The following is a 12,479-nucleotide window of genomic DNA, read 5'->3' as shown; positions in this document are numbered from 1 at the left end:
GATCTGTCCAATGAAAAGAACATTCCTGATCACCGGCGCCAGCAAGGGCATCGGTCTCGCCCTGGCCCACCGTCTTGCCGCCCGCGACCACAGCGTCATCGGCATTGCTCGCAACCTGACCGAAACATTTCCAGGCCCGCTCCATGCGCTCGACCTTTCCGATCGCGCCGCCAACGAGGAGCTGGCCATGATCGTCAAGGGAAGCAATATTCATGGTGTGATCAACAATGTCGGACTGGTCAGGGCGGCGCCGCTCGGCGACATCGCTGTTGAAACCCTCGAAGAGGTGATGCGCGTCAGTCTGCATCCAGCCCTAGTGGCCGTACAGGCCGCATTGCCCGCGATGCGCAGCCGTGGCTGGGGGCGTGTCGTCAATATCTCCAGCCTCACCGTTCTCGGCAGCGTTGAACGCACGAGCTACGCGGCCGCCAAGGCCGCACTGACCAGCTTTACAAGGAGCTGGGCGCTTGAACTTGCTGCAACCGGAATCACGGTCAACGCCGTTTCGCCCGGTCCGACCGAAACGGACCTGTTCCGGGCGAACAATCCGGTCGGAAGCGAAGGCGAAGCCCGCTACCTCTCCGGCGTTCCCATGAGACGGTTCGGTCGCCCTGATGAACTGGCGGCTGCGATCGAATTTCTGCTCTCGGACGATGCCGCCTTCATCACCGGGCAGACGCTGCACGTCGATGGTGGGGCATCGATCGGGAAGTCTTCACTGTAGGACGATTGCAATCAGTCCAACGCCTGCTCTGGATCGGTCTCGGAGAATAGCACACAGCAGTTCCACGACCGTTCTCATCCTCTAAACTCAGAAGCGGTCCGCTTCCGCCATAACCGGACGTAACAGTCTGGCGGGGAAAACCCCAAGAAGCCGGGCGCTCCGAACTTGACCCGATTCTCAATTGCCGCCCACACTCTCCGCCGGACGGAAATTGAATACCGCCTAGCCACATGGCTTATGCATTGAGCGCACCGGCTCGAAGTCAGCCTTCCCCTCGACCGCCCAGAAACACCATCGACGGCGGCAACAACGCCGGCACGCGTTTCTCTCCGTTCACGCAGGCATCGATCATGTCGGCCCATTCCTGGAGCATGTGGCGGCGCTGCGGTTCGTATTCTGCCTTGTTGTAGACGCCACGTGACGAGCGCCCGTCCTCGTGGGCGAGGCACTTCTCGATCCAGTCGCTGTTGAAGCCCAGCTCGTTCAGGAGCGTCGAGCCGGTCCGGCGCAGGTCGTGGACCGTGAAGGGCTCCAACGGCAACCCCTCCTTCTTTGCCCGCGCCACGACAGCCGTGGTCACTCGATTAAAGGTCGCCCGCGACATGGGGGCGTCGGCGTCGTAGCGGGACGGCAGCAGGAAGCGCGAGTTTCCGGCGCAGGTCTTAAGCGCAATCAGGATGTCGAGCGACTGTTGCGACAGATAGACGTTGTGGGCCTTCGACCGTTTCATGCGCTCCTTCGGAATGGTCCAGACGGCGTTCTCGAAATCGACTTCGTCCCAGACCGCGTCCTGCAGTTCGCTCTTGCGCACCATGGTGAGCAGGATCAGACGCAGGCCGAGACGGATGGTCGGCAGGGTCGGCACGTGCTCGATCTGCTGCAGCATGATCTTGATCTCGGCCGGCGACAGCGCGCGATCCTTCGGTTGGAAGGTCGCGATCGAGGCCGGCCCGACCTCGTCGGCCGGATTCGGCACCTTCTCCCCATGCAGGATGGCGAAGGCGAAGATCTGTTTGACGATGTCGCGGGCGTGTATGGCGGTCGCCGGCGCGCCGCGCTCCTTCACCTTGGCGCAGAGCTGGCGCAGATCATCCGGCGTCACCTCGGTCAGAAGGCGGTTCTTCCAGGCGGGGAGAATGTCGCGATCGAGGATCGCCTTGCGCATCGAGCGGGTGCTTTCCGCCATGCGCGCTTCCTTGATCCATAAGGCGCTCACCGCACCGAAACTGCGCTCCATGGCCTTGCGCCGCTTGTCACGCTGTTTCTCGTGCGCGGGAGAAAGCCCCTCCGCCACGTGCTTGCGGGCGGCGATGCAGCGCTCGCGGGCTTCGGCCAGCGTGAGGCCATCGGCGCCATAACGGCCGATCGTCAGCGTCTCCCGGCGACCGTTCAAACGGTAGTCGTACCGGAAGGTGATTTGGCCTGTCGTGGCGACGGAAACGTACATACCGTCACGGTCGGCCACCTTGTATAATTTATCTTTTGGTTTCAGCCTCTTGATGGCCATATCGGTGAGCATGGGGACGGCCTCGTTGACGATCCAAAGCGCCTTTTCGAGCCCCAATTTTACCGTCAAATTCGATACCGTCAATCAACGCGAATAATCGTTATAAAACAGTGCACTAACTTGGATTTCCGTGGGCTGCTTCCGTTTTTGGCCTGACGGTAGGGCAAAAATCCGGCTGACGGCGAAAAACGCATACCGTCGCGCGCACCGTCAGAGCCCATCGCTTGAAGGCGATAGGCTCCGATAGTGAACGCTTGACTTTTTGTTTGATTTCAGCTAGTTATGATGATGTTGCGATAGTTCGCGAAACGCCGCGAACCACATCATTTCATTCCCACTCGATGGTCCCTGGCGGCTTCGAGGTGATGTCGTACACCACGCGGTTGACGCCACGAACCTCGTTGATGATGCGGCTGGACAGGCGCGAGAGGAACTGGTGGTCGAAGTGGTAATAGTCGGCGGTCATGCCATCGGTCGAGGTCACGGCGCGGACGGCCAGCGCGTAATCATAGGTGCGGCCATCGCCCATCACGCCGACGGTGCGCACCGGCAGCAGGACGGCAAAGGCCTGCCAGATGACGTCATACAGACCGGCGTTGCGGATTTCTTCCAGATAGATGGCGTCGGCCTTGCGCAGGATGTCCAGCTTTTCGCGGGTGATTTCCTGGCCCGGAATGCGGATGGCGAGGCCCGGACCGGGGAACGGGTGGCGGCCGACCATCTCGTCCGGCAGACCGAGTTCGCGGCCGAGGGCGCGGACTTCGTCCTTGAACAGCTCGCGCAGCGGCTCGACGAGCTTCATGTTCATGCGCTCGGGCAGGCCGCCGACGTTGTGGTGGCTTTTGATGGTGACGCTGGGGCCGCCGGTGAACGAGACGGACTCGATCACGTCGGGGTACAGGGTACCCTGCGCGAGGAAGTCAGCGCCGCCGATCTTCTGAGCTTCGGCTTCAAAGACGTCGATGAAGGTCTTGCCGATGATCTTGCGCTTTTCTTCCGGGTCGGTCTTCCCGGCCAGCAGGCCGAGGAACAGGTCGGAGGCATCAACGTGGACCAGATTGATCTTGAACTGGTCACGGAACACGCGGGTCACCTGCTCGGACTCGCCCTGACGCATCAGGCCGTGGTCAACGTAGACGCAGGTCAGCTGGTCGCCGATGGCTTCGTGGATCAGCGCGGCAACCACCGAGCTGTCAACGCCGCCGGACAGGCCGCAGATCACCCGGCCCGAGCCCACCTGAGCACGGATCTTGGCGATTTCGGTTTCGCGGAAGGCGTCCATGGTCCAGTCGCCGACGCAGCCGCAGATGCTGTGGGTAAAGGTCTTCAGCAACTGGGCGCCGTGCGGGGTGTGGACCACTTCGGGGTGGAACTGCACGCCATAGAACTTGCGCTCGTCGTCGGCGACGGCGGCATAGGGGGCGCCTTCGGACTGGGCGACGACGCTGAACCCGGCGGGCAGCGCGGTCACGCGGTCACCGTGGCTCATCCACACCTGTTCGCGGGCTCCAACAGCCCAGGTGCCTTCGAACAGGGCGCAGGCGGCGTTCACATCGACAAAGGCGCGGCCAAATTCGCGGTGATCAGAGCTTTCCACCACCCCGCCCAACTGGGCAACCATCGTCTGCTGGCCATAGCAAATCCCCAGCACCGGCAGGCCCATGCCGAACAGGCCCTGCGGCGCGCGCGGGGTGTCGGTGCCGGTCACGGATGCCGGGCCACCGGACAGGATCACGCCCTTGGGGTCAAAGGCGCGGATGGTGTCTTCGGTGACTTTGTTGAAGGGGTGGATTTCGCAGTAAACGCCAGTCTCACGCACACGGCGGGCAATCAACTGGGTGACCTGCGACCCGAAATCGACAATCAGAATGCGGTCGGTCATTGGCTTTCTCCGCGCTTGTCCTCAGCCTGATGAACTGGGGGCCTCAAGGATCGGCTGGGGCTAGAGCAGTGAGCGCAAAAGTGGTCCCGGTTTTGCGCGCGATCACTGCGACAGATAAAAAGGTCAGACCAGCGTGCCTGCGTCAGGTTTAACGCACGCTGGTCCAAGTACGAGTGAAGGCGCCGGACAATACCGCAGAGTTTGTCTGTCGACCAGCCTTTAATGGCCGCTCTGTCTGCCTCGGCTCGTGCGGGGCTGGCATGTGGGGATTGCACGGCGGCCAGCGGTGGTCCGGGGGTAACTTTCCGAGGGAACAGAACGCAATACTGCTATATTCCGCACACGCGCAGAGTATTTCCGTGATTTAATTGTGGATAAAGAAAGACCGGCGGGGTTGAGGATTTCAAGACATGACACTGTCCAGCATGCGTATTGTCGTCCGTCTGTGGATTCCGGTGGCGATTCTGGTGACCACGGTGGTGGTTGTCAGTCTGCTGGGGGCCAATGCCCTGTGGCATAACCTGAACGTGGAACGGATGGACAAGGTGAAGGCGGCAACCATGATCGCCCTGACCACCACGCAACATTTTTATGCCCGTCAGCAGGATGGCTCGCTGACCGAAGCCCAGGCGCAGGCGGCTGCCAAGGCGGTGTTGCGGGCGGTACGTTATGATCAGGACGAGAACGTCTTTGTCTATGACCTGCAAGGCGTCAATCTGGTGCACGGCAAGAAACCGGAACTGGAAGGCAAGAACCTGTCCGGCCTGACCGATCCCAACGGCCTGCCGGTGATCCGCAAGTTGATCGAGGCGGCACAGCAGGGCGGCGGGTTCCTCGAATATGGCTGGGCACGGACCTCGGGGGCTGCACCGACCGACAAGATTGCCTATAGCGTCGAATTCAAGCCATGGGGCTGGATGATCGGCACTGGCGTTTACATTGATGACATGGTGTCCAGCTATCACCGTGAACTGATGCTGTTCGTCGGTGCTGCCGCCGGGCTGGTGCTGCTGGCGGGTGGGGTGGCGCTGGCAGTGGGGCGGTCGATCACCGGCCCGCTGGCCACGCTGACCGGCACGATGGAGCAGGTGGCACAGGGTAACCTGTCTACCCCCATCGACGGCACCGACCGCAAGGACGAGGTGGGAGCGATGGCGCGGGCGCTGGAAGTGTTCCGCTCGACCGCCAGCGACCGCCAGCGGCTGGAACAACAACAGGCGGCAATGGAAAGCCAGACCGAGCAAAACCGCAAACAGGCGATGCTGGCGATGGCGGCGGACTTTGAACATACCGTCGGCGGCATTATCCGGACGCTGACCCAGACCGCCCACAGCATGCAGGGTACCGCTCAGGGGCTGGAACAGGCCGCGGATCAGGCCAATTGCATGTGTGCCTCGGTCAATTCGGCGTCGTCGGAATCGACGGCCAGTGTTGAAACGGTGGCCAGTGCCTCGGAAGAACTGGCGGCCTCGATTGCAGAAATTTCCCGCCGTCTGGGGGAGGCCAATGCCATTGCAGCGCAGGCTGTGGATAACGCCGATCAGGCCAACGTCATGGTCAATGACCTGAGTGTGGCCGCCGAGCGGATCAGTACGGTGGTCAAGCTGATCACCGACATTGCCGAACAAACCAACCTGCTGGCCTTGAATGCCACCATCGAGGCGGCACGCGCCGGGGATGCCGGCAAGGGCTTTGCGGTGGTGGCCAACGAGGTCAAGCAACTGGCGTCGCAGACCGCCCGCGCGACCGACGAGATCACTGCCCAGATCGGCAGCGTTCAACAGGAAACCCGCGGCGTGGTGCAGGTCATCGCCGGGATTGCCGACGTGATCCGCCAGATCGAGCAAATCGCGGGCGACATTGCTTCGGCGGTGGATCAACAGGGGGCTGCAACGCGGGAAATCTCGCGCAATGTACAGGAAGCCTCGACCGGAACCGGTGAAGTCTCGCGCGGGATTCAGGGGGTGTCGCAGGCAGTGGAGGTGGTCGATGACGCAGCCCACAGCATGACCTCTTCGGCCAATGCGCTGGCCGACATGGCCGACCAGTTACAGGGGCAGGTCCGCTCGCTGTTGACGCAGGTCCGTGCCTGAGATTGCCCCGAGCATCGTTGTTCCGGGCCGTGGCGATTGGTCCCAAGGCTGGACTCCCAACAGGTGGGAGGCCAGCCTTTGATCTTGGCCTTTGGTCCATAATGCCGGAAAGCACTGGTCCTGATGGCCCATAGGGCTGGTTGAGGACGGAGAGCGTGCGCATGCCAAAAATAACATAACTATCTGTAAATAAACAATTTCAATGATTTCAATTATATGCGCTCAGACTAATTAAAAGTGTATTGCCTGGGCCGGATACATCCTTAAGTCTTTTTATTCATAGACATGCATCGGCTTGCCCCATAAAAGACGCCATAAAATTTATGGCCTTAATAAAACTGTCATGGGGGGCATTTCGATGCTTGGCAAAGTGCGCATTTCTACCCGCCTGTGGTTTCCGGTCCTCATCCTTGCCTTGAATGTGGTGGTGGTCGGCCTGCTGGGGGCAAATGCCCTGTGGGACAGTTTGCTGAACGAACGCATCAACAAGATTCGCTCCCTGACGGCGGTGGCGGTCAGCACCATCCAGCATTATCAGGACCTTGCGGCCAAGGGGTCGCTGACGCAGGCCGAGGCGCAGGACGCTGCACGCAATGCGGTGCGGGCCATGCATTATGATGGCAGCGAATACCTGTTCATTGTGGACCAGAGCGGGCTGATGCTGGCCCATGGCCAGAATGCCTCGCTGGAGGGCAAGCCCTTACTGGGGCTGAAAGATCCCAATGGCGTGTTGATCAATCAGGAACTGATCAATCAGGCCAAACAGGGTGGCGGCTTTGTGCGGTACCAGTGGGCCAAGACCCAAGGCGCAAAGCCCAGCGACAAAATCGCCTATGGGGCACCGTTTGCGCCATGGGGCTGGGTGGTTGCCACCGGTGTCTACATGGATGACATGAATGCAGGTTTTGCTGAAGCCGTCTCGATGTTTGGCGGGATTTCTGTGGTTCTGATGCTGGTTGCCGGCAGCATTGCCTTTGTGATCGGCGGCTCGATCACCAAACCGCTGGGGGCTTTGACCCGGGCGATGCGGCGGGTGGCCGATGGTGATTTGCACACCACCATCAACGGTCTGGACCGCCATGACGAAGTCGGTGAAATGGCCCGGGCGCTGGAGGTCTTTCAGGCCAATGCCGCCGAACGCCAGCGGCTGGAACGGGAACATGCCGATCATGAAGCGCAGCAGGAACAGTTGCGGCGGCAGGCGATGCTGGACATGGCGGACCACTTTGAAGACAAGGTTGGCTCGCTGGTGCATGTGCTGAGTGATACGGCGCATTCCATGCAAGGGCTGGCGGAAGGACTGGAAAAGTCGACCGAAGACGCTGATGCGCTGTGCGGCACCATCGACAGCGCCTCGACCGAAGCCTCGACCAGCGTCGAAGCGGTGGCGGGAGCCTCGGAAGAGCTGGCGGCATCAATGGGGGAAATTGCCCGCCGTCTGGCCGAAGCCAACAGCATCGCCAGTGACGCCGTGGGCAATGCCGATGCGGCCAACCAGATGGTCGCCGACCTGAACGTGTCCGCCGAACAGATTGGCCGGGTGGTCGGGCTGATTACCGATATCGCCAGCCAGACCAACCTGCTGGCTCTGAACGCCACCATCGAATCGGCGCGTGCGGGCGAAGCGGGCAAGGGTTTTGCGGTGGTCGCCAACGAGGTCAAGACGCTGGCCAACCAGACGGCGAGGGCCACCGAAGACATTTCCCAGCAGATCGCCAACGTGCAATTGCAGACCCGTGGGGCGGTGAATGCCATTCAGGGGATCGTGGCGATCATTGGTCGTATTGACGAGATTGCCACCAACATTGCCGCTGCGGTCGAGGAGCAGGGAGCGGCAACGCAGGAAATCGCCCGCAACGTGGCCGAGGCGGCACGGGGTACCGTTGATGTCTCACGCGGGGTCAGTGGGGTCAGCCGCGCTGTTGAAGACGCCGACAAGGCCGCTCACGATGTGTCGCGCTCTGCCAATGACGTGGCCGGGATTGCACGCCAGTTGCGCGGTGAAATGGTCACCATGCTGGCACAGGTGCGCGCCTGATCCGGTTGGCAGGATGGTCGGCACAGGACACGACAAACAGAAAACAGGGCCATGGGGCGCTGCTCCACACCTCGCCGGGGCCTTAAGGCCCCGGACCCCATTCTTTTCCATCAACTGTTCTGTGGCGTCACATTGAACGCACGCTGTTTAGTGGTGATCGTCGTGGGGCAGGTGCTCGCGCAGGCGCGGCAGCAGCTCGACGAAGTTGCAGGGGCGGAACCGGCTGTCGAGCTGGGTTGACAGGATATCGTCCCAGCCATCCTTGCAGGCACCGGTTGAGCCGGGCAGGGCAAAGATATAGGTGCCATCGGCAACACCAGCCATGGCGCGGCTCTGGATGGTCGAGGTGCCGATCTTCTGGTAACTCAGCCAGCGGAACAGCTCGCCAAAGCCGGGGATGTCCTTCTCGATCACCTGCTGCAGCGCTTCGGGGGTGACGTCGCGCCCGGTGACGCCGGTGCCGCCGGTGGAAATCACCACATCAACCTCGCGGTCGGCAATCCATGTCCGCAACTGGGCGGCGATCAGATCAGCATCATCGGTGATGATCGCCCGATCGGCCAGAATGTGCCCGGCATCGGTCAGGCGCTGCACCAGCGTATCGCCGGAGCGGTCGTTTTCCAGCGTCCGTGTATCGGAAACGGTCAGCACGGCAATGCGTACCGGAATGAACTCACGCTCGCCACTGATCTGGCTCATGCTCTGCCTCTTTGTTGAGGGCGGTGCATCATGCCGGGTCAGGCCACGGTGCTAGAGCAAATCCCGAGCAGATGGACGCATCTGCGACGACGTATTTGCTAGAAACACAAGATGTTAGAGCGTTTGACCCGATTCAGAGAAAACGGAAAACGCTCTAGCGCGTGACGGCAGACCCGGACGGCGCAGCCGCCATACCGACGTTGTCCTGAGGGACATAGCGCGGCCAGTCACCGGCTGCAACTGAATCCAGACTGGGGGCATGCTGTCCCAGACGATCATAGTACAGCCACATGTTGGCCATCACCTGTTCGACATAGGCGCGGGTTTCGCGCATCGGGATGCTTTCGATGAACAGCAGCGGGTCGTTGGCGGCCTGCGGGTTGCCCGAACGGGTGGCCAGCACGTCTTTCCATTTCTTCAGATTGCCGGGACCGGCGTTATAGGCGGCGGCGGCATAGAACAGGTTGCCTTCGACATCGCCCGAGGTCAGCAGGTGTTCCAGATAGCGCTGCCCAAGGGCCAGATTGCGTTCCGGCGACATCAAATCCTTGCGGCCAAGGTCGCTGCCGGTCTTGCGGGCGATCAGGTCGGCGGTGGCGGGCATCACCTGCATCAGGCCACGGGCCCCGGCACCGGACTGGGCCGACGGATCAAAGGCTGATTCCTGACGGACAAAGGCGAAAATCAGCGCCCGGTCAAGGCGCCAGCCATCCTGCGGACTCCAGGTCGGAACCGGATAGCGGGCGTTGGCGATGGCTCCGGCGACGGCATCGGCGACCGCTTCCCCGCCCGCCGAGCGGCTGCGGATGGCCGACAGGTACAGCGCCAGACCGGACATGCCCGACAGGTCGGCCATGCGCAGGATGGCGTCCCGCTGGTCGCCGCTGGCCGACCGGTACAGGCCGCGCAGTTCCTGTTCGGCTTCGGCGGTTTTGCCGACCTGGGCCAGCGCCAGCGCACGGCGGCCCTCGTTGGCCCGTTGCAGGGCGGCGGTCTCGCTGGTGCTCAGGGCGCTGGCTTCCCACTGGATGCGCGACGACAACCCGAGGGCGCGGCGGGCCAGCAAGCCATAAAAGGTGCGTGGATGGTCGGCGGCCAGACGCAGATAGCTACCCATCTGATCCGGGCGATGGTCGCGCAGGGCGGCACGGGCGGCCCAATAGGCGCCGGCAGCGGTCAGCCACGGGCTGGTGCGCGGGGCCTGTGCCAGCCGCTCGAACCACTGGCGGGCTTCGTCGAGGTTGCCCTGACGCCACAGGGCCAGCCCACCGGCCCACAGGCCCTGTCCGACGCCATCGCCCGAGCTGTTGACGGCCTGACGGGCCAGCTCGAGGGCCTGACCGTCATTGCCTTCGATGAACAGCACATAGGCGAGGTACGACCGCATGCGGTCAAGGTCGAGGCGGGCCATGTCCTGACCGGGCGAGGCCGCCTGCACCAGACGCAGGGCGTTATAGGTGCTGCCGCTGCGGATTTCCTGATGGAACCGCTGCCACAGCTTTGCGGCGCGGGCCTTGTCGCCAGACGAGCTGTAGCTGCCTTCCAGACCGCTGCTTTCGGCGTGGACATCGCCCGCGCCACCGCTGCCGGTCAGGCCGTCCCAGGTGGGAGTCGGCAGTGACAGGGCACGGCCCTTGTTGCCTTTGACGCCCTTGACGCGCTGTTCGGCCAGCTTGCGGATGGACTCGGCCTGCGGCAGGTCGCGGTACTGGGTCAGCCAGTCACGCAGCTCTTCATAGCTGGCGCGGGTGGCCGGGTGCAGATAGCGTTGCGACAGCACATAGCCCATCAGGCTGCGGTCTTGCAGGCGCGACAGCAGACGGTCGGCCTCGCTCCACGAGCCACGCTCCTGGGCACGGAAAATCTGGCGATAGGTGTCTTCGTCGCTGGCGCTCAGAACGCTGCCGCTCCGGGCGGTTTGGGTCGCTGGAGCATAGGCCGCTTGCCGGGTCTGTTCAGATGACCCTGTCCGGTCCTCGGGGGTGTCGAACAGCGAGGGGAATTCAAAGCGTCCGGTGGTGGGCTGAGCCTGCGCGGCCAGCGGTGCCAGCGTCACGGCCAAGGCAAAAGCCGCCACAGAGCGACGGATCTTACGGGAGTATCCCACATCACGGGTGTCAACGCCGGTACGGCGCCGGAGGAGGTCCAGCGTCATAGTCTCATTCCCCATTTTGCAGGCTCCCCCCAGAATGGTGCGGTCGGGACCGCACCGGCATCCGCGGTCATCAATGCCGCAGCCGGAAGCCTCATCTTCACCAGAGCGTGATCAAATTTTTGTTGGATTGGTTATACGGATGCAGATCGTTCTGCTCAACCCATAAAAGCCCGTTTAGGCCATTAGGGCCACGGTTTTATGCGGGTTTGCGGGGGGGTAACAGGGGTAAATCGGGGGGAAATCAGCCCGGATGAACCCCTAACCCGCGCAATTTCTTCAGAATTTCCAGCAAGTCCCGCCATGCCAGCCGTTTTTGTCCGGGTTGTCGCAAAAGAAAGGCCGGATGCAGGGTGGCAAGGGCGGGAATCGGGTGCGACAGACCGGGACTTTCATAGGCGCGCCACTTGCCGCGCTGCCGCATGATGCCCTCCGGGCGGGCGAACAATGCCTTGGTTGGCAGGCCGCCGAGCAGCAGGATCACCCTGGGCTGGACCAGTTCAATGTGGCGGGTCAGGAACGGCAGGCAGGTGGCGACTTCCTGATCGGTCGGGGTGCGGTTGCCGGGCGGACGCCATGGCAGGACGTTGGTGATGTAATAGCGGCTGCGGTCATAACCGATGCTGGCCATCATTTTGGCCAGCAACTGGCCGCTTTCCCCCACAAACGGCACGCCTTGCCGGTCTTCGTCGCGACCGGGAGCCTCACCGATCAGCATCAGGGGAGCGGCCGGGTTGCCATCGGCAAAAACGGTGGTCGAGGCAGTGACTTTCAAGGCGCAGCCATCAAAGGCTTCCACGGCGGCGCGCAGCTCGGTCAGGGTCTTGCAGCCTGCCGCGACGTGGGCCGCTGTTTCCCGTGCCTGAGCCGGGGCGGCAGCCAGACCGACCGAGGTCGGGCGCACCAGCCCGTCGGATGCCTGCGCGGTCGGCCTGCCCCCGGCTTGCATCGGGGGGCGGGTCTGCCCGGCGATCCGTTCGGCCTGCCGGGCTTCACGGGCGGCCTGTGCCGCCTGAACGACCTGCTGTGACAGGAGATAGCGGTCCAGCGGTTCGTCGCCAATGACCTCATCCACCCCGGCATCAAGATACCACTGCAGCAAAGCAGGCAGGGATAACGGGTCAGAGGCGGCTAAAGAGGTCATGGTCATCAACATATCCGGCAGTGTTCGGGCGCACCGTAGCACGCAACGCTTTTCCTTTATAGCCTCTCCCCCTATTCTAGCGCCTTCGCACATGCGGCCAGGGGCAACACAAGACCGCACCGGAGGAGTTATGGAACGGGAATTCATGGAATTTGATGTCGTGATCGTTGGTGGCGGCCCGTCGGGGCTGTCAACGGCGATCCGGCTGATGCAAAAAGCCCAGGCCGACGGGCAGGAACT

Annotated in this window: 9 protein-coding genes; 4 read left to right on the top strand and 5 right to left on the bottom strand. The window is 62.4% G+C overall.

Features of this window, described 5'->3' with window-relative positions; genetic code table 11:
* The first annotated feature begins 10 nt into the window (after positions 1–10).
* Positions 11–724, top strand: a complete 714-nt coding sequence (locus BW995_RS17650) for an SDR family oxidoreductase (protein WP_076401754.1) — start codon at positions 11–13, stop codon at positions 722–724.
* Positions 725–986: 262 nt separating this feature from the next.
* Here BW995_RS17650 and BW995_RS17645 read toward each other — a convergent pair whose 3' ends face one another.
* Positions 987–2,243 (bottom strand): tyrosine-type recombinase/integrase, encoded by a 1,257-nt coding sequence (locus tag BW995_RS17645; protein WP_076401753.1) that lies wholly within the window; start codon positions 2,241–2,243, stop codon positions 987–989.
* A 316-nt stretch (positions 2,244–2,559) separates the two neighbouring features.
* Positions 2,560–4,113, bottom strand: coding sequence for a glutamine-hydrolyzing GMP synthase (guaA, locus tag BW995_RS17640; protein WP_076401752.1), 1,554 nt, complete (start codon positions 4,111–4,113; stop codon positions 2,560–2,562).
* Between the two features lie 410 nt (positions 4,114–4,523).
* On the opposite strand from guaA, the gene BW995_RS17635 reads away from it, so the two are divergent.
* Together BW995_RS17635 and BW995_RS17630 are read left to right on the top strand one after the other, a co-directional pair.
* On the top strand, positions 4,524–6,206 hold the full coding sequence (locus tag BW995_RS17635) for a methyl-accepting chemotaxis protein (RefSeq protein ID WP_076401751.1): 1,683 nt from the start codon (positions 4,524–4,526) through the stop codon (positions 6,204–6,206).
* A 358-nt stretch (positions 6,207–6,564) separates the two neighbouring features.
* Complete coding sequence (locus BW995_RS17630; RefSeq protein ID WP_076401865.1) at positions 6,565–8,244, top strand: methyl-accepting chemotaxis protein; 1,680 nt, start codon at positions 6,565–6,567, stop codon at positions 8,242–8,244.
* 147 nt (positions 8,245–8,391) lie between these two features.
* On the opposite strand, the gene moaB is transcribed toward BW995_RS17630, so the two are convergent.
* The 3 genes from moaB to BW995_RS17615 form a co-directional block, all read right to left on the bottom strand.
* On the bottom strand, positions 8,392–8,943 hold the full coding sequence (gene moaB / locus BW995_RS17625; protein ID WP_076401750.1) for a molybdenum cofactor biosynthesis protein B: 552 nt from the start codon (positions 8,941–8,943) through the stop codon (positions 8,392–8,394).
* A 154-nt stretch (positions 8,944–9,097) separates the two neighbouring features.
* Positions 9,098–11,113 (bottom strand): lytic transglycosylase domain-containing protein, encoded by a 2,016-nt coding sequence (locus BW995_RS17620; RefSeq protein WP_139332995.1) that lies wholly within the window; start codon positions 11,111–11,113, stop codon positions 9,098–9,100.
* 226 nt (positions 11,114–11,339) lie between these two features.
* Positions 11,340–12,245 carry a uracil-DNA glycosylase gene (locus BW995_RS17615; RefSeq protein WP_322099131.1) on the bottom strand — a complete coding sequence of 302 codons (906 nt, stop codon included), beginning with the start codon at positions 12,243–12,245 and terminating at the stop codon, positions 11,340–11,342.
* Between the two features lie 124 nt (positions 12,246–12,369).
* Here BW995_RS17615 and BW995_RS20860 point away from each other — a divergent pair.
* On the top strand, positions 12,370–12,479 hold a 110-nt coding region (locus tag BW995_RS20860; protein ID WP_175617117.1), incomplete at its 3' end, for an FAD/NAD(P)-binding protein.

It is taken from the genome of Insolitispirillum peregrinum (assembly GCF_900156605.1).
Classification (GTDB): domain Bacteria; phylum Pseudomonadota; class Alphaproteobacteria; order Rhodospirillales; family Rhodospirillaceae; genus Insolitispirillum; species Insolitispirillum peregrinum.
Note: the sequence above shows the minus strand (reverse complement) of the source record. Positions and strands in the feature narration are given on the sequence as shown.